The sequence below is a fragment of the Streptomyces sp. NPDC024687 genome, from assembly GCF_055559055.1.
In genome coordinates, this window is record NZ_JBVHLJ010000014.1 from 162,670 (window position 1) to 179,351 (window position 16,682).

Consider the following 16,682-nt stretch of genomic DNA (forward strand, 5'->3'; position numbering starts at 1 on the left):
GCGGGACGCAATCACCCTTGTGGGCGGGCGAGTTGCACCACTGAGGACACCACGGACGACACCTGGGACCGTCACCCCCACGGCAGCCACGCCCGCACCCCGAACGCCCCGTCCCTCTCCACCCCGTGCTCCAGCCGGCCCCCGGCGAGCGTCGCGCGCTCCGTGAGGCCGATCAGGCCCTGGCCGGAGCCCGGGACCAGCGGCACCTCACCGTCGGGCGGAGGGTTCCGGACGGTCACGACGAGGCCTTCGCCCGGGCCGCCGGTGACGGTGACCGTGACCTCCGTGCCGGGAGCGTGCTTGCGGGCGTTGGTAAGGCTCTCCTGGGCGATGCGGTAGGCGGTGCGGCCCACCGAGGCGGGCACGGCGTCGGCGTCGGTGACCCGGCTGTCGAGGACGACCTTCATGCCGGCCTCGCGGGACTCGGCGACCAGGCTGTCGAGCGCGGCGAGGGTCGGCTGGGGGCGGCCCGTGTCGTCGTGGTCCGCGGCCCGCAGCACGCCGATGATCTCCCTGAGGTCCTGGAGCGCCTCGTGCGCGCTCTCGCGGATGACGCCGGCCGCCCGGGCGACCTCCTCCTGGGGCGCGTCCGGTCGGAACTCAAGGGCGCCCGCGTGGACGCTGAGCAGGGTCAGCCGGTGCGCAAGGACGTCGTGCATCTCGCGCGCGATGGCCTCACGGGCGAGCCGTTGCGCCTGCTCGGCCCGCAGCCGCGCCTCGGTCTCCGCGCGCCGGGCGCGGTCCCGCAGGCTGAACATGAGCTGCCGTTTGGCCCGCACCAGCAGGCCCCAGCCGACGATCGCGGCGACCAGCACCCCGGTGAGGACGACGGATGCGAGGTAGGGCAGGTCCGCGTCGGGCCGCAGCCGGAAGGTGAGCGGGACCATGGCGATGTTGATGCCGCCCACCCAGGCGACGTATCGGAAGGGGCGGTGTACGGCGAGGGTGAAGACGGCGATCATGCAGGCGCCGCCGGCGGTGTCCGAGAGGAGGCCGAGCGGGATGGTGCCCAGGGCGAGGCCCAGCGGCCAGCGGCGGCGCAGCCACACGGCGCCGCAGGCGACCGCGCCGAGCAGTTGGTCGAGGGTGGCCGCGGTGTGTGACACATGCGGGTTTTCGCCCACCGCGTCCGCGGCGAACATGCCGATGAGGACGGCCAGGAGGAAGCAGGAGAAGTCGACGATCCAGTCGCGCGCGGTGCGCCGGGGCCGCCGTCCGGGCCGCGCGTCGGCGGAGTCGAACTCGTGGATCACCGCGGACGGCATCAGCCAGCGCCGGCCGGGGAAGGCCGGGGTTCCGGGTACCGTCTCGTCGCCGCTCACGGTCGACAAATCTACGCAGTGAGAAGCCCAGGACGCCTCCCCGAGACGGGGATCGGCGACCAAAGTCGCGGCACCGACGACTTTCGGCGCGGACGGCCTCGTAGCTCCGATGCTTCGGCGGTACGGGGCTCGCCCCGCGGCCGATGTGCGTGGGGGGTCCGCGGGGCGAGGGTCTACCCATGAAGCAACTGCTGGAACTGCTCGGTTTCCTCGCCCTGGTGCAGGGCGGTATGGGTCTGCTGCACGAACTCACCGACTGGCACGTCGGCCTCGTCCAGCGGATCGGTGTCCTGGACGGCTACGAGGTCTACGCGAGCGTCGCCCTGATCGTGCTGGCGTTCGCGCTGTTCGCCGCCGCGGAGAGCCGGGGGTCCGGCTGACAGGGTGCTGTCAGCAGCCGAAGTCGACCAGGTTGAACGTCGCGTAGTGGTCGGCCGTGTAGTAGTCCTCCTGGCTCTGCTCCCCGGTGACGATCCGGCGCGCTCCGCGCGTGGAGGAGCCCGGGGTGATCACCGTGTACTCGTGGTAGTAGCCGGTCGACTCACTCGGCAGGACGCCTTCCCGGTTCTGGAAGACGACGCCGTCCTGCGAGTAGGGGTAGGGGCCACCCTGTTCGATCAGGTCCAGGGTGTCGTGCGCCTGGGAGGGCAGCCTGGTGTAGCAGATACTGCCGACCGCGGCGGCTGCCGGGGTCGCGGTGGTGACGGTGCCGCCGATGAGGAGGGCGGACAGGACGGCGGCCGTGGCGCCGATGCGAGTGATCCGTGGGGGGAATCTCATGCCCTCCATGATGACGCGCGTAGACAGTGGCATGTCAATGACAACTCTGTGGAATTTCCCGGCAAGTCCGAGGAGTTTTCAGGGAGTTAACCTGCCGCCCGGCGTCTTCACGAACCCCGGGCGGCGGCCGGGCGGTCAGGGGTTCTCGGGGACGTCGAAGGAGCCGTATTCCGGACGGCCCGCGAGGTCGTTCGACTGGATGGAGACGCCCGTGGAGGTGATTCGTCCGCCCGCGCGCCGGAAGGCGGTCGGGGTGGCGCCGTCCAGGAAGAGCCGGCGGCCCGCCCTTGAGGGCGGTGACCTCCTTGGCGAAGTCGCCGCCGATCACGGTGGTGCCGTGCCACCCGGGGTCGGTGAGGGTGGTGGAGACGACGTACTTGGGCAGGGCGTTGAGCTTGGCGGCGACGGGGTTGGCGGGATAGGTCACCTTCGGCCAGAACCCGGCGAAGATGTCGTACGTACGACGGCCCAGGAGGAACGCGCCGACGTTGCCGAAGACCTCGTCGACGAACCGGCCGAAGTCCTCGACGTCGTACGGGACGACCCAGCCGCCCTGTGCGAAGCCGTCGCTGCGGTCCTCCTCCTGACCGCCGGGGGCCTGGTAGACGCCGCTCAGACCAGACCGGCCTCCGCGACTCATCGGTGGAGCCGACGAAGGCCGTGTCCGTTCGCCGCCAGCGGTTCGGGGGCCGGGCCACTTCGATGGGAGGCATGACAACGACTTACAGAACTCTCAACGGCAAGGTCGCGCTCGTCACCGGGGGCAGCCGGGGGATCGGTGCGGCCACGGCGGTGCGGCTGGCGCGGGAGGGCGCCGACGTGGCCGTGACGTACGTGGACGGCAAGGAGGCGGCCTCGGACGTCGTACGGCGGGTCGAGGCACTGGAGCGGCGGGCCGTCGCCCTGCGGGCGGACTCCGCGGACGCCGAGGAGGCGGCGGGGGCGGTTCTGCGTACGACGGAGGCGCTCGGTGGGCTGGATGTGCTGGTGAACAACGCGGGCGTGGGAGTGCTCGGTCCCTTGGGCGAGCTGTCTCTCGCGGACGTCGACCGGGTGCTGGCCGTGAACGTGCGCGGGGTGTTCCTGGCCTCTCAGGCGGCGGCCGCCCGGATGCGGGACGGGGGACGGATCATCACCATCGGGAGCTGTATGACCCAGCGGGTGCCCGGCCCCGGCGGAACCCTGTACGCGACGAGCAAGTCGGCCCTGATCGGGCTGACCAAGGCCCTCGCGCGTGAGCTGGGGCCGCGGGGCATCACGGCGAACATCGTGCATCCCGGGCCCATCGACACGGACATGAATCCGGGGGACGGGCCGTTCGCGGCGGGGCAGGCCGCGCTGACCGCGGCGGGGCGGTTCGGGACGGCGGAGGAGGTGGCGTCGATGGTGGCGTATCTGGCGGACGCGGAGTACGTCACCGGTGCGGAGTTCTCCGTGGACGGGGGGCACGCGGCGTGAGGTAGCCCGGGGCGTGAGGTAGCCCGCGGTCGCGGTGTCTCGACGCGGAAGCGGACCTCGGGCATGAGGGAGCCGCCCACTCGCCCCCGCCGCCTCCGCCCCGGGAGGAGTTGTCCCCCGGGGGACCGCCTCAGCCGCCCAGCTCCTGGTGCCTCGCCGACAGCGCGGCCGCGCCGCTCTCGGTCAGCGAGCCGAACAGCCGCAGGCGGGAGATCCCCCCGTCCGGGAAGATGTCCACGCGCGCGTGCGTGCCCACCGCGGGGGCCGGCAGCACGAAGCGGTGGTTCGTGTCGGGCTGGAGACGGGTGCGCGGGAGCAACTCCCGCCAGTCGCCGTCCTCGCCGTCGCGGACCGACACCGAGGCCCAGCCCGCGCTGTTCCCCTTCAGATACGCCGTGTCGATCTCGATCGCACGGATCTGGGACTGGGCCACCAGCCGGTAGCGGATCCAGTCGTTGCCCTGGTCACGGCGGCGGCGGGTCTCCCAGCCGTCGTCCATCTTGCGGGAGCGGCCCGGCTGGATGGTGTTGGACGCCGGTGAGTAGAAGAGGTTCGACGCGTCCTCCGCCTGGCCGCCGTTCTCCAGGGCGACCACGTCGAAGGTTCCGAGGATCTCCAGCCACGCAGGGTCCGGGACAACCTCGCCGTACACGCGCAGGCGGGCGATGCCGCCGTCGGGGTGCTGGTTGACCCGCAGGTGGGTGAAGCGCTGTTCCAGCGACACCGGGAAGCCGTTCGCGGCGTGGCCGCCGACCGGTGTCCGCGGGACCAGCGTCGTCCACTTCACGTCGTCACCCAGCAGTTCCTGCGGGGACGGGGACCCTGCCACGGACGTGCCTTCGACCGACACCGCCTGCGGGTAGTTGCCGCGGAAGTGGGCCGTGTCGACCACGATCCCCCGGATCACCCCGGGCGCGCCCAGGCGCACCAGCGCCCAGTCGTGGTCCTCGGCCGTCGGCCAGGGGTGCTCGGCCGAGGCGCCCCGGCGGCGCCGCGTCTCCCAGCCGTCCATGATCTTGCCCTTGTGCCCGAAGTGCTCGGGGTCGAACTCGGCCCGCTCGGGCATCAGCAGGTTCTCGCGCTGGGCGAAGAACTCGTCGTTGGCGGCGACGACTCCGGCGCCGAGGCTTCGTGCGGCGAGGTTGGCGTACTGGGTGAAGGGGAAGTCGGCGGTGCGGTAGTCCGCGTACGGGTCACCGCCCCCGTACGGGTTCGCGTCGCCGGTGAAGCTGGGAATCGCCGTCACGTCCATGTGCCTTTCTGGAGTTGCCGGTGCAGGTGGATCAGGGCGTACGGGTGAGCAGTTGACCCCGGGGAGCCGTGAACTCCCCGTTCGCCACGATGCGTTCGCCGCGCAGCCAGGTCGACTTCACGACGCCGTACAGGGTCTTGCCCGCGTACGCCGTGACGCGGTTGCGGTGCTGGAGGGCAGCCGGGTCGACGGTGAAGGTCTCGTCGGGTGCGAGGACCGCGAAGTCGGCGTCGCGGCCGGCCTCGATGGCGCCCTTGCGGTCCAGGCCGACCAGTTGGGAGGTCCGCGCGGACATCCAGCGGACCACGTCGTCCAGCGAGTGACCGCGTCTGCGCGCCTCCGTCCAGACCGCCGCCAGGCTCAGCTGGAGGCCCGAGATGCCGCCCCACGCGGTGGCGAAGTCGTCCGTCTTGAGGTCGGCCGTGGACGGGGAGTGGTCGGTGACCACGCAGTCGATGGTGCCGTCGGCCAGCGCCTGCCAGAGCAGGTCCTGGTTGGCGGACTCGCGGATGGGCGGGCAGCACTTGAACTCGCTGGCGCCGTCCGGGACTTCCTCGGCGGTCAGGGTGAGGTAGTGCGGGCAGGTCTCGACGGTGATGCGGACACCCTCCGCCTTCGCCCGGGCGATCAGCGGGAGCGCGTCGCTCGACGACAGGTGGAGCACGTGCACACGCGCGTCCAACCGCTTCGCCTGGGCGATGAGTTGGGCGATCGCCGTGTCCTCGGCGTCGCGCGGACGGGACGCCAGGAAGTCCGCGTACCGGGGTCCGGCCTGCTGCGGGGCGGCCTCCAGGTGGTGCGGGTCCTCGGCGTGCACGATCAGCAGTCCCCCGAAGGAGGCGATCTCGGCCAGCGACCGGGCGAGCCCGTCCTGGTCGAGATGCGGGAACTCGTCCACACCGGACGGGGACAGGAACGCCTTGAAACCGAAGACGCCCGACTCATGCAGCGGGCGCAGGTCCTTGACGTTGTCGGGCAGCGCGCCGCCCCAGAAGCCGACGTCGATGTGGGCCTTGTCGGCGGCGACCTCCTGCTTGGTACGGAGGTGGTCGACCGTCGTGGTGGGCGGGAGGGAGTTGAGGGGCATGTCGACGAGCGTGGTGATGCCGCCGGCCGCCGCCGCGCGCGTGGCGGTCCAGAAGCCCTCCCACTCGGTGCGGCCGGGGTCGTTGACGTGCACATGGGTGTCGACGAGGCCGGGCAGCAGGACGTCGTCGCCGAGGTCCTCCAGACGGGCGGTCCCGGGGACCGGAGCCTCGTACGGCAGTACGGCGGCGATCTTCCCGCCGGCGACCGCGACCGACGCGGGCCGCGTCCCCTCGGGTGTGATGACGCGCGTCGAGCGCAGCACCAGTTCGGCGTTGGACACCCGGACCCCTCTCTGCCGCCGTTAACTTCCGCGTAACGGAATTCAACTTTCTGTTGAAGGAGTCTTCACTCCCGGTCGAGCGCCGTCAAGGGCACACTTCCTCACAGTGCACCCTGCGCCGACGCTCTGGACGTTTCCACAAAGCGGAATTAGTATTCCGACAGACAGAACGTAGCCATGCACCAGCGGGGAGTCAACCGACTGCCGGGTAGGCTTCTGCCCTCCTGCCCAGACCCGAAAGGCAGCCCCGAAAGGAACGCGCCGTGCCGACGTCCAGCGCCAGCACCACCGACTCCGCCAAGTCCGCCGGTGGCGGGGTCCAGTCCCTCGAGCGCGCCTTCGATCTGCTGGAGCGGATGGCGGACGCGGGCGGAGAGGTCGGCCTGAGCGAACTGGCCGCGAGCAGCGGGCTGCCGCTGCCCACCATCCACCGCCTGATGCGGACACTCGTGTCCTGCGGATACGTCCGCCAGCAGCCCAACCGGCGCTACGCCCTCGGCCCGCGCCTGATCCGCCTCGGCGAGTCGGCCGCCCGGCTGCTCGGCACCTGGGCCCGCCCCTACCTCGCCCGCCTGGTCGAGGAGACCGGCGAGACGGCCAATATGGCACTGCTCGACGGGGACGAGATCGTCTACGTCGCCCAGGTGCCGTCGAAGCACTCGATGCGGATGTTCACCGAGGTCGGCCGGCGCGTCCTGCCGCACTCCACCGGCGTCGGCAAGGCCCTGCTCGCCAACACCCCCGACGACGAGGTGCGCGCCCTGCTCGCCCGGACCGGCATGCCGGCCGCGACGGAGAAGACGATCACCACCCCGGACGGCTTTCTCGCGGCCCTGAAGGACGTGCGCGGCCAGGGCTACGCGGTCGACGACAACGAGCAGGAGATCGGCGTCCGCTGTCTCGCGGTCTCGGTGCCCAACTCCCCCACCGCCGCCGCCATTTCCATCTCCGGCCCGGCCGGACGGGTCACCGAGGCGGCCACCGAGAAGATCGTGCCCATGCTTCAGCGGGTGGCCGCGGAACTGTCGGAGGCGCTGGCCACCCAGAACCCGGCGTGACGCTCTTGCCGTGCGGCCGAGGCGGTACACCGACCGGCACGGCACGGAGGAGATCGGCCGCGAGTCGGACGGGCGGGAGCTGATCCGTACGACGATCAGGGGCGTGCGCGCCGACCATCGATGTCCAGCGCAAGCTGCCGCGGGCGGCTCGTCTCGTGCACGTGGTCCGACTACAAGCACGGCCCTGCCGGCATATTCGCGCTCTGGCAGGACCTCACCGAGCTCGTCCAGGAGACCTGGCTCTGCCCGGAGTTCGAGCACCGGGGTCCGTTCCCGGGCTAGCGCCTCGGCTCCCCGAACGACTCCACTGCCCTGCGTACGTCGGTCAGCCCCCTCGACAGCGCGCTCATCGACCCGATCGCTCCCGCGATCAGCAGCAACGACCGCCGCAGACGCGGGACTTCGGGCGTGCCGTCGATCGTCATGGCGGCCAGCGCGGCGAGTTCGTCCTCGGCGATGCCCCGGTCGGGGAACTCGGCCGGGTGCGCGGCGAGTTCGCGGCGCAGCCGGGACACCGCGGTCCGCAGTTCCGCCACTCTCGGATCGTTGTCGCTGCCGGTCACTGGCCTCTGCCCCAAGCTCCGCAACACAGCTCTCCCCCGCACTCCTTCGTGCGCCCCGGCGTCGTGAAGCCCCCTCGGCGGTGGTCGGACCCCGGGGGACGCGGGTCAGTAAACGCCACGCGGGGCGCCGCGCGCCACCGTGCGGACCGAAATTCAGCCCGTGGAAACCCCGCGCACGCCGGCGCGTCAGGTATGCAGGACGCATGACGGAGAACGAACAGCAGGTCGCCGCGGTGCTGCTGGCCGCGGGCGGCGGGCGGCGACTGGGCGGGCGGCCCAAGGCGCTGCTGGAACACCGGGGCCGCCCGCTCGTCGAACACGCGGTCGGTGTCCTGCGGGCGGCCGGCTGCACCCGCGTGCACGTGGTGCTGGGGGCGGCCGCGGCGGTCGTACGGGAGCGGGCCGAGCTCGGTGACTGCGTGCTCGTGGAGAACCCGCAGTGGGCCGACGGCATGGGGTCCTCACTGCGGGCCGGGCTCGACTCGCTCGCCGGAACGACGGCGCGGGCGGCGCTGGTCTCGCTCGTCGACCAGCCCGGCATCGGGGCGCGGGCCGTGCGCCGGGTGCTCGCCGCGCACGAGGACGAGACCTCGCTCGTCTCGGCCGCCTACGACGGCGTGCGGGGCCATCCCGTGCTCTTCGGCGCCGCGCACTGGTCCGGGATCGCGGCGACTGCGACCGGCGACCGGGGGGCACGCGCCTACCTGAAGGAACACCAGGACATCATCACGCTCGTCGAGTGCGGGGACGTGGCCGAGCCGTACGACATCGACACGCCCGGGGATCTGGCGCACCTTGAGTGAACGTGGTGGCACGCAGAGCCACCCTTGCTCGATTCGGAGAATCTCGACATCAACAAAACATTGAACTTCCACAATGAGGAAACTAGTATCCACTGTTCAGAAGCGCCCTGCCCTTGCGAGGGGCGCCGCTCGCGTACCCGGTTCGACTGGCACCCGGTGCCACCGCTGAAGGAAGTGACCGCTCATGTCCGCACCAGCGCCGTCCCCGCTGGCCATCGTCGACGCCGAGCCCCTGCCGCGGCAGGACGAGGTCCTCACCGAGGCGGCCCTCGCCTTCGTGGCCGAGCTGCACCGCCGGTTCACGCCCCGGCGTGACGAGCTCCTCGCCCGCCGCGGTGAGCGCCGTGCCGAGATCGCCCGCACCTCCACGCTCGACTTCCTCCCCGAGACCGCCGCGATCCGCGCGGACGACTCGTGGAAGGTGGCCCCCTCCCCCGCGGCCCTCGACGACCGCCGGGTCGAGATCACCGGTCCCACCGACCGCAAGATGACCATCAACGCCCTCAACTCAGGGGCCAGGGTGTGGCTCGCGGACTTCGAGGACGCCTCGGCGCCGACGTGGGAGAACGTCGTCCTCGGGCAGGTCAACCTGGCCGACGCGTACACCCGGAACATCGACTTCACGGACGAGCGGTCCGGAAAGTCCTACGCGCTCAAGGCCGCCGAAGAGCTCGCCACGGTCGTCATGCGCCCGCGCGGCTGGCACCTGAACGAACGGCACCTGGTCGACGCCGACGGCGTGCAAGTCCCCGGCGCTCTCGTCGACTTCGGCCTGTACTTCTTCCACAACGCCCAGCGCCTGCTCGACCTCGGCAAGGGCCCGTACTTCTACCTCCCCAAGACCGAGTCGCACCTCGAAGCGCGCCTGTGGAACGACGTGTTCGTCTTCGCGCAGGAGTACACCGGCATCCCGCAGGGCACCGTCCGCGCGACCGTCCTGATCGAGACGATCACGGCCGCGTACGAGATGGAGGAGATCCTCTACGAACTCCGCGACCACGCCTCCGGGTTGAACGCCGGCCGCTGGGACTACCTGTTCTCCATCGTCAAGAACTTCCGTGACGGCGGCGCCAGGTTCGTCCTGCCGGACCGCAACGCGGTCACGATGACGGCCCCGTTCATGCGCGCGTACACCGAACTCCTCGTCCGCACCTGCCACAAGCGCGGTGCACACGCGATCGGCGGCATGGCGGCGTTCATCCCCTCCCGCCGGGACGCCGAGGTGAACAAGGTGGCCTTCGAGAAGGTCCGCGCCGACAAGGACCGCGAGGCGGCCGACGGCTTCGACGGTTCCTGGGTCGCCCACCCCGACCTGGTGCCGATCGCCATGGAGTCCTTCGACAAGGTCCTCGGTGACCGGCCCAACCAGAAGCACCGCCTGCGCGAGGACGTCCACGTCGAGGCGGCCGACCTCATCGCCATCGACTCGCTGAAGGCCAGGCCGACGTACAACGGCCTGGTCAACGCCGTCCAGGTCGGCATCCGTTACATCGAGGCATGGCTGCGCGGGCTCGGCGCGGTGGCCATCTTCAACCTCATGGAGGACGCGGCCACCGCCGAGATCTCCCGTTCGCAGATCTGGCAGTGGATCAACGCGGGCGTCGAGTTCGAGAACGGCGAACGCGCGACTCCCGAGCTGGCCCGCAAGGTCGCCGCCGAGGAGCTCTCGAACATCCGCCAGGAGATCGGCGAGGAGGCCTTCGCGGCCGGCCACTGGCAGCAGGCCCACGACCTGCTGCTCCAGGTCTCCCTCGACGACGACTACGCGGACTTCCTGACACTGCCGGCGTACGAGCAGCTCAGGGGCTGACGTCCCCCTGAGAGACCTTGTCCGAGTGGCCCAGGGACTTCCCCGGGGCCACTCGGTCGCGTACGGCCTGCTTCACCGCCGTGGGCTCCGGGAAGCCCTGCTCCCGCCGGTCCCAGACGAGCTCGTCGTCGACGCGCACCACGAAGATCCCGCCCTTGCCGGGCTTCAGCGCCAGTTCCGTCAGCTCGTCCTCGAAGGTCGTCAGCAACTCCTGCGCCAGCCAGGCCGCGCGGGGCAGCCAGCGGCACTGGGTGCAGTACTCGATCTCGACGCGGCCACTCATCCGAGATGCACCGACCAATCCTGTTCGGCCGCGGGCTTGCCGTGCAGGTCGGGCACCTGCTTGAGCCACGCGGGACGTCCTTGCTGATTTCTCGCCGTCCGGCGCGCCTCCTCGGCGGCGAGTTCGCCCCGGGAGGGGAAGTCAGTGGGCAGCCACGACGCGGAGGCGCCCACGCGCGCGTGGAGATACGTCACATAGGCCTCGCGTGCCTCGGCCGGAGTCTCGAAGTCGGTGAGCCAGGCGTCGGGCACGGCCGCGGTGACCTCGCGCAGGACGTCGAGAGTGACCTTGGGCGCGAGTTCCGCGTCGGCGGCGCGCACGTCGGGGCCGTAGTGGCCGAGGGCGTGATGGCGGAAGTCGTAGGACTTCGACGGGTCCGTGCCGTCCCAGCGGTGGTGGAAGACGAGAGCGGCACCGTGGTCGATCAGCCACAGCCGCGGGGGCGTGATGCCGAGGGTCGGCCAGACCATCAGGTTCGAGCTGTGGACCGTACGGTCGACGTTGACGGTGAGGGCGTCGAGCCAGACGATCCGGCCGGCCTCCAGCGGGACCACGGGGAAGACCTTCGCGATCTCGGGGGTGAAGTCGCGCGCGCCCGGCAGATAGTCCATGCCGAGGTTGAGCCCCGCGCTCGCCGCGTGGAGGTCCCGCACCTCCTGGTGCGGCTCGCTGTCGGCGATCGCCGGGTCGAAGCGCACGAGGACCAGTTCGGGGAAGCGCAGCCCCAGCTCCCGGGCCAGCTCACCGACGATCACCTCGGCGACCAGCGCCTTGCGGCCCTGGGCGGAGCCGGTGAACTTCACGACGTACGTCCCCAGGTCGTCGGCCTCGACGACACCGGGGACGGAGCCGCCGGTGCGCAGGGGTTCGACGTAGCGGGTCGCGGTGACCTCTCTCAGCATGTCCCTCAGGTCACCCACCCTTCAATCGTGTGACTGACCATGGTAACCGGGTAATCGCCGGCGGCCGGAGCCTGCTGTCTCTCCCTGCCGTCTCTCTGGTCCGGCCCGTCACGAGCGGTTGCCGCATTGCCCCGGTGTGCTAGACAGGAAGTAACCAAAGGGGAATTTTGCAGCAGCTCACGCTCGGAATCATGTCGCAGACCCGCAAGGAAAACGAGCATCGTCTGCCCCTTCACCCCGCTCATTTCGACCGTGTCGACTCCGGTCTCCGCCAGCGGATCTACCTCCAGGAAAACTACGGAGAGCATTTCGGCGTCCCCGACAGCCTGCTCGCCCCGCTCGTCGCGGGTTTCCGTACCCGCGAGGAACTCATCGCCGAATGCGATGTGATCCTGCTGGCCAAGCCACTGTGCGAAGACCTGGCGGAACTGCGTGAGGGGCAGGTCCTGTGGGGCTGGCCGCACTGCGTCCAGGACGAGAAACTCACCCAGACCGCCATCGACCGGCGGCTCACCCTGATCGCCTTCGAAGCGATGAACCACTGGACCCGCAGCGGCGCCTTCAACCTGCACGTCTTCCACAAGAACAACGAGCTGGCCGGGTACTCCTCGGTCCTGCACGCCATGCAACTGACCGGCGTGACCGGCGACTACGGGCGACGCCAGCGCGCCGTCGTCATCGGCTTCGGCGCGACCGCCCGCGGCGCGGTGACCGCGCTCAACGCCCTGGGCGTGCACGACGTCGACGTGCTCACCGCGCGTGGCGTCACGGCCGTCAGCTCCCCGATCCACTCCGCGCGGATCGTCCACTTCGACCATGACGAGGCCGACGACACCCTCGACCCGCGACGCAGTGTCGCCCTGACCGAGGACGGCCCGCTGCCGCTGGCCGATTTCCTCGCCGGGCACGACATCATCGTCAACTGCGTGCTGCAGGACACCGACGCGCCGCTGATGTTCCTGCTCGACGAGGACCTGCCCAAACTGGCCCCCGGCACGCTGGTCATCGACGTCTCCTGCGACGAGGGCATGGGCTTCGGCTGGGCCCGGCCCACCACCTTCGCCGACCCGATGTTCACCGTCGGCGACCACGTCAGGTACTACGCGGTGGACCACAGCCCCTCCTACCTGTGGAACTCCGCGACCTGGGAGAACAGCGAGGCCCTGCTGCCGTATCTGGACGTCGTGCTCCGGGGCCCCGACAGCTGGGACGCCGACGACACGATCCGGCACGCCATCGAGATCCGCCGCGGTGTCGTCCAGAACCCCAAGGTCCTGGCCTTCCAGCACCGCACGGCGGAGTACCCGCACGCCCGCGAGGAGACCGGGGCGGTGTCGCGGCCGTAGCGGCACGGCGACAGGGGCTCGGCCGTAGCGGCGCGGCCCTTGGTGGCGCGGCGTTGGTGGCGGAACATCCGAGTGCGCAGCTCTACGACGGGCAGCGGGGGACATCGGCGAGGTGGCGGCGGGTTCACATTTCTCCAACCGGACAGTGAAACACCGGCCGACACCCCCCTGCCCTTTCAGTCCCGATCTCATCAAGAACCGACCGGGGACGACAATTTCGACCGCCCTTATGGATTCCCGGAGAAGGGGCGGGTCCGATCTTCCCACGACGGTAGGCTCGTTGTACGGCGCCCGGGACCCCGGCCCTCTCCGTGTAGTTCCGTTCCGCGCAACTGAGGCTCTGCGCAAGGCGAAAGCCACTCCAGCGACGGAGGAGATGGGGCGCATGGGCCCGCATCCCGACCTGTTCGACGAGTTGCGTTTGGTCACGGCGGACGGCGAGTTGGATCTGACGACCGTGTCGGCCTTCGCACGTGATCTGGAAGACGCCCGGCACGGCAGCGGACGGCTGTTCCTCATCGTTGATCTGGGCGACGTCACGTTCATGGACGGCAGCGTCCTGGCCCCGCTCTGCGCGACGTGGAAGGACTGTCATGAGCGGCTCGGATGGGTCCGCATCGTGCACCACCGGCCAGGCACAGGTCTCGTGTTCCGGGCAGCGGGTCTGCTGGAGCGTTTCCCCCGGTACGCCAGTGCCCAGGACGCCTGGCAGGACATACCCGCGAGCCGCGCGACGGCATACCGGGCGACGTAATGCACGGCGCGGGCCGGGCGGCGTCCCACACCGTGGTGCCGCGGCCGCCGCAGCAGGTGTGGAACGCGGAACGGTGATCAGCGACGGCATGGCCGAGGTCCTGCGGTCACTGCGCCTGGGCCGGGTCGGCGACCCGGCCCAGGCGTGCGCGCGAGCGCTGGACGCCGCGGGTGTCGCGCTGTCGCTGCTGGTCGGCCCCGAGCGGTCGGCCGAGCCGCTGTGGTCTCACCCCGGACTGAGCGGGCGGTTCGAGGAGCTCCAGTTCACGCTCGGCGAGGGGCCGGGACCCGAGGCGGTCCGCACTGGTTCACCCGTCCTGGAGCCGAACCTGGACCGGGTGCGCCCCGCGCGGTGGCCCGCGCTGCTGCCGGCCGTGCGCGAGCTGGGCGGCGTGCACGGGGTGTGCTGCTTTCCGCTGGGTATCGGCGCCATCCGTATCGGGGTGCTGACCGTGCTGTGCGACCGGGACCGGCAGCTGAGCCGACAGCAGTACGGCGGACGCCGTGGCCCTGTCGGCCATGCTGACCAGCGCGTTCCTGAACGGGGACCCTCGGGGCGAGGAGGCGGGCGTGCGGCAGCCGTCGGGGCTGCGCCGAGCGGTCGTGCACCAGGCCACCGGGACGGTCAGCGTCCAGTTGGGCGTCTCCATGGAGGAGGCCCTGCTGCGGCTGCGGGCCCACGCCTACGGCAACGCGCATCCCCTGCGGGAGGTGGCGGAGGACGTGGTCATCCGCCGGCTCCGCTTCAGCAAAGAGTCCGATGAATCCGACGACAGAAGCGGGCCGCATTCGCCCGACGGTGGAAAGGGATGATCGGCATGGCCCGCGAACGACGTCTGGCCGAGATCTTCGTCGAGGTGGCGGACTCCCTCGTCGAGGACTTCGACGTCATCGACCTGCTCCAGCGGCTGTCGGCGCGGTGCGTCGAACTGCTCGACGTGTCGGCGGCCGGGATCCTGCTCGCGGACGCACAGGGCGAACTGCAGATCATCGCCGCCTCCGACGAACGCACCCGGCTGCTGGAGCTCTTCGCCCTCCAGCACGACCAGGGCCCGTGCGTGGAGTGCTACCGCACCGGCACCGCCCGGACCGACATCGACCTGACCTGCCCGGAGCCGACCATGGGCTGGCCACGCTTCGCGGCACGAGCCCGCGAGACGGGGTATGTGAGCACACACGCCATCCCGCTGCGTCTGCGCCGTCGGGTCGTCGGCGCGCTCAACCTCTTCCAGACCACCGCGCACCGCCTCGGCGACGACGACACCGCGCTCGCCCAGGCCCTCGCCGACGTGGCCACGATCGCGATTCTCCAGCAGCGCACACTGGAACGGTCGCATCTCGAGAACAGCCAGTTGGAGACCGCGCTGACCAGCCGGGTCCTGATCGAGCAGGTCAAGGGTGTGCTGGCAGAGCGCTGGAACGCCTCCGTCGACGACGCCTTCGAGGCGTTCCGCTCGTACGCCCGCGCCCGTCACCTTCGCCTGTCCGAGCTCGCGGCACAGATCATCTCCGGCGACGTCGACAGCTCGGCCATTCCGGCACCGTCACCACCGGGCTCACGAGACGGCCACCTCGGCACGCCGAATCTCTGATCGCACTCGCCGGAGTAGGGTGAAAGATCCGGTCCACGGATCCAGTCCCCGGGCCTCGGGTTTCCTGGCCCCGGGGGAACGACGAGGTCGTCATGCAGCCCACCGAAACTCCTCCGGACGGACACGCCGACGTGCGTATCGTCGCCGCCTCCCCCGAAGTCGCCCGTCAGGTCGCGGAAATTCTCCGTCACTGCTTCGCCGCCACAGAACAGCGCAGCTTCCCGGCGGACAGCGAAGGAGGGACCTGCCTCCAGCTCACCGTGGACACCACCAGCGCGGCCGAACCGGCGCGGTCCTGGCTGGAGACCAGTCGCTCTGCGGGTCAGAACGGCCGTCGGGCATGAGGGGATCTCCCGGAGCCGTCCGTTCCGCCTCTTCGGGGAGTAGCGTGGCCTCATCGGGAGCACTTCGCGCACCGGCCTCGATGCCGGTGCCGTTCCTGGTGAGCAACGGCACCGGGCAACTGTTCACGCGCAGGGGTTCGGAGACGGGTTCGCACGATGTCCGCGATCACCGACCGGCCTTCCCCGCGCGCGGTGCCCTTCAGGGCCTCGACCGCACGGCTCGCCCTAAAACCCGTAACCCCCTCCCCCGGACAGGTCGAGCTGGACGGCGTCTGGTGGCCCCGCTCCCGTGACCTGAGCCAGGAGCTCCCCGGGCTGGCCGACGTACTGGACCCGCTGTGGGGACGGATCACCCGTATCGCCGTCAACCCCCGCCACTGGCCGGTCATCCCGCCCCGGATTTTCGTCAACGGCCATGTGGTGAGGGTCGGTTGGTTCACCTCGGAGCTGGACCCGCACAAGATCCTGCTGCTGTCCGGAACGTCGGGCCGCTGGGACCTCCTGGTTGTTCCCCCGGAGACCACCGCCCCCTCGGCCGCCCGTCTGATGGCCGCCGCGAGTGCGAGCACCGCCCCGCTGTCGACCGCGACCGCTCTCATGACCGCGGAACAGGTCGACACCCCTGCCTGAGCCCATGACGCCCCGCCGGGTCCCACGACTCCGGCGCCGGACCTGACGAACGCGTGACCACCGCGTTGACAGGGACCGTCGCCCGAGACGGCGAGGCCGTACGGCGCCGCGCGTCTCCGGAAGCCTGAAACAGACCGTCGAGAAGACCAAGGACGCCTTCAGGCGCAAGGGAAGCGGACCCCGATGAGGTACGGCCGGCAAGATCGTCCAGTGTCTCCAGCACGTTCTCAGCCTCTTCGCCGACGCACACTCGCACCCCGCGTCCCGGCCGAGTGCGGAGTAGTGTCGACAGTACCGAGGGCATTTCGCACACCGGCTTCCTCGCCGGGTCGTTCTCGGCGAGAGATGAAACCCGGGCCGCCGCACAGCGGCCCGAGACGGGTCCGCGCCATGTCGGCGACCTTGAACCCAACCCTG

The 16,682-nt window shown here is 70.6% G+C and carries 19 protein-coding genes and 1 pseudogene; 12 read left to right on the plus strand and 8 right to left on the minus strand.

The annotated features are described in order from the left end of the window. Positions 1-71: 71 nt before the first annotated feature. On the minus strand, positions 72-1,331 hold the full coding sequence (locus ACZ39I_RS38335; RefSeq protein ID WP_467249872.1) for a sensor histidine kinase: 1,260 nt from the start codon (positions 1,329-1,331) through the stop codon (positions 72-74). Between the two features lie 170 nt (positions 1,332-1,501). On the opposite strand from ACZ39I_RS38335, the gene ACZ39I_RS38340 reads away from it, so the two are divergent. Further along, positions 1,502-1,702, plus strand: coding sequence for a hypothetical protein (locus ACZ39I_RS38340; protein ID WP_467249873.1), 201 nt, complete (start codon positions 1,502-1,504; stop codon positions 1,700-1,702). 10 nt (positions 1,703-1,712) lie between these two features. On the opposite strand, the gene ACZ39I_RS38345 is transcribed toward ACZ39I_RS38340, so the two are convergent. Both ACZ39I_RS38345 and ACZ39I_RS38350 read right to left on the minus strand, forming a co-directional pair. Continuing rightward, positions 1,713-2,102: a guanyl-specific ribonuclease gene (locus tag ACZ39I_RS38345; RefSeq protein ID WP_467249875.1), complete on the minus strand. Its 390-nt coding sequence runs from the start codon at positions 2,100-2,102 to the stop codon at positions 1,713-1,715. A 135-nt stretch (positions 2,103-2,237) separates the two neighbouring features. Then, positions 2,238-2,742, minus strand: a pseudogene (locus ACZ39I_RS38350) (dihydrofolate reductase family protein). A gap of 71 nt (positions 2,743-2,813) precedes the next feature. Here ACZ39I_RS38350 and ACZ39I_RS38355 point away from each other — a divergent pair. Continuing rightward, positions 2,814-3,560, plus strand: coding sequence for an SDR family oxidoreductase (locus ACZ39I_RS38355; RefSeq protein ID WP_467249877.1), 747 nt, complete (start codon positions 2,814-2,816; stop codon positions 3,558-3,560). Positions 3,561-3,690: 130 nt separating this feature from the next. Here the strand turns inward: ACZ39I_RS38355 and alc are convergent, their stop codons facing one another. Both alc and allB read right to left on the minus strand, forming a co-directional pair. Next, positions 3,691-4,806 (minus strand): allantoicase, encoded by a 1,116-nt coding sequence (alc, locus tag ACZ39I_RS38360; protein WP_467249879.1) that lies wholly within the window; start codon positions 4,804-4,806, stop codon positions 3,691-3,693. Between the two features lie 37 nt (positions 4,807-4,843). Next, positions 4,844-6,181, minus strand: a complete 1,338-nt coding sequence (gene allB, locus ACZ39I_RS38365) for an allantoinase AllB (protein ID WP_467249881.1) — start codon at positions 6,179-6,181, stop codon at positions 4,844-4,846. Positions 6,182-6,444: 263 nt separating this feature from the next. Between allB and ACZ39I_RS38370 the strand changes: the two genes are divergently transcribed. After that, complete coding sequence (locus ACZ39I_RS38370) at positions 6,445-7,239, plus strand: IclR family transcriptional regulator (protein ID WP_467249883.1); 795 nt, start codon at positions 6,445-6,447, stop codon at positions 7,237-7,239. Positions 7,240-7,359: 120 nt separating this feature from the next. Then, complete coding sequence (locus ACZ39I_RS38375) at positions 7,360-7,521, plus strand: hypothetical protein (RefSeq protein ID WP_467249884.1); 162 nt, start codon at positions 7,360-7,362, stop codon at positions 7,519-7,521. Here ACZ39I_RS38375 and ACZ39I_RS38380 read toward each other — a convergent pair. After that, positions 7,518-7,802: a DUF5955 family protein gene (locus ACZ39I_RS38380; RefSeq protein ID WP_467249885.1), complete on the minus strand. Its 285-nt coding sequence runs from the start codon at positions 7,800-7,802 to the stop codon at positions 7,518-7,520. The genes ACZ39I_RS38375 and ACZ39I_RS38380 overlap by 4 nt on opposite strands. Positions 7,803-8,005: 203 nt before the next feature. On the opposite strand from ACZ39I_RS38380, the gene ACZ39I_RS38385 reads away from it, so the two are divergent. Together ACZ39I_RS38385 and aceB are read left to right on the plus strand one after the other, a co-directional pair. Beyond that, positions 8,006-8,605 (plus strand): nucleotidyltransferase family protein, encoded by a 600-nt coding sequence (locus ACZ39I_RS38385; RefSeq protein ID WP_467249886.1) that lies wholly within the window; start codon positions 8,006-8,008, stop codon positions 8,603-8,605. 184 nt (positions 8,606-8,789) lie between these two features. After that, entirely contained in the window at positions 8,790-10,415 is a 1,626-nt protein-coding gene (gene aceB, locus ACZ39I_RS38390) for a malate synthase A (protein WP_467249887.1), read from the plus strand. Here aceB and ACZ39I_RS38395 read toward each other — a convergent pair. Together ACZ39I_RS38395 and ACZ39I_RS38400 are read right to left on the minus strand one after the other, a co-directional pair. Further along, the gene (locus ACZ39I_RS38395) at positions 10,405-10,698 is read right to left on the minus strand and encodes an Rdx family protein (RefSeq protein ID WP_403665220.1); all 294 of its coding nucleotides are present in this window, start codon (positions 10,696-10,698) and stop codon (positions 10,405-10,407) included. The two genes, aceB and ACZ39I_RS38395, sit on opposite strands and share 11 nt — an antisense overlap. Beyond that, a complete protein-coding gene (locus ACZ39I_RS38400) occupies positions 10,695-11,600 on the minus strand; it encodes a HipA family kinase (RefSeq protein WP_467249907.1) in 906 nt (301 codons plus the stop codon). The genes ACZ39I_RS38395 and ACZ39I_RS38400 overlap by 4 nt, the downstream gene beginning before the upstream one ends. Positions 11,601-11,767: 167 nt before the next feature. Between ACZ39I_RS38400 and ACZ39I_RS38405 the strand changes: the two genes are divergently transcribed. The 6 genes from ACZ39I_RS38405 (at position 11,768) to ACZ39I_RS38430 (ending at position 16,265) form a co-directional block, all read left to right on the plus strand. Beyond that, complete coding sequence (locus ACZ39I_RS38405; RefSeq protein ID WP_467249889.1) at positions 11,768-12,946, plus strand: N(5)-(carboxyethyl)ornithine synthase; 1,179 nt, start codon at positions 11,768-11,770, stop codon at positions 12,944-12,946. Between the two features lie 385 nt (positions 12,947-13,331). After that, on the plus strand, positions 13,332-13,700 hold the full coding sequence (locus ACZ39I_RS38410) for an STAS domain-containing protein (RefSeq protein ID WP_467249891.1): 369 nt from the start codon (positions 13,332-13,334) through the stop codon (positions 13,698-13,700). Between the two features lie 503 nt (positions 13,701-14,203). Continuing rightward, positions 14,204-14,512, plus strand: coding sequence for an ANTAR domain-containing protein (locus ACZ39I_RS38415; RefSeq protein WP_467249893.1), 309 nt, complete (start codon positions 14,204-14,206; stop codon positions 14,510-14,512). Continuing rightward, the gene (locus ACZ39I_RS38420) at positions 14,509-15,291 is read left to right on the plus strand and encodes an ANTAR domain-containing protein (protein ID WP_467249894.1); all 783 of its coding nucleotides are present in this window, start codon (positions 14,509-14,511) and stop codon (positions 15,289-15,291) included. The genes ACZ39I_RS38415 and ACZ39I_RS38420 overlap by 4 nt, the downstream gene beginning before the upstream one ends. A 92-nt stretch (positions 15,292-15,383) precedes the next feature. Next, complete coding sequence (locus ACZ39I_RS38425; protein ID WP_467249896.1) at positions 15,384-15,635, plus strand: hypothetical protein; 252 nt, start codon at positions 15,384-15,386, stop codon at positions 15,633-15,635. A gap of 156 nt (positions 15,636-15,791) precedes the next feature. After that, positions 15,792-16,265: a DUF5994 family protein gene (locus ACZ39I_RS38430; protein WP_467249898.1), complete on the plus strand. Its 474-nt coding sequence runs from the start codon at positions 15,792-15,794 to the stop codon at positions 16,263-16,265. The last annotated feature ends 417 nt before the right edge of the window (positions 16,266-16,682 follow it).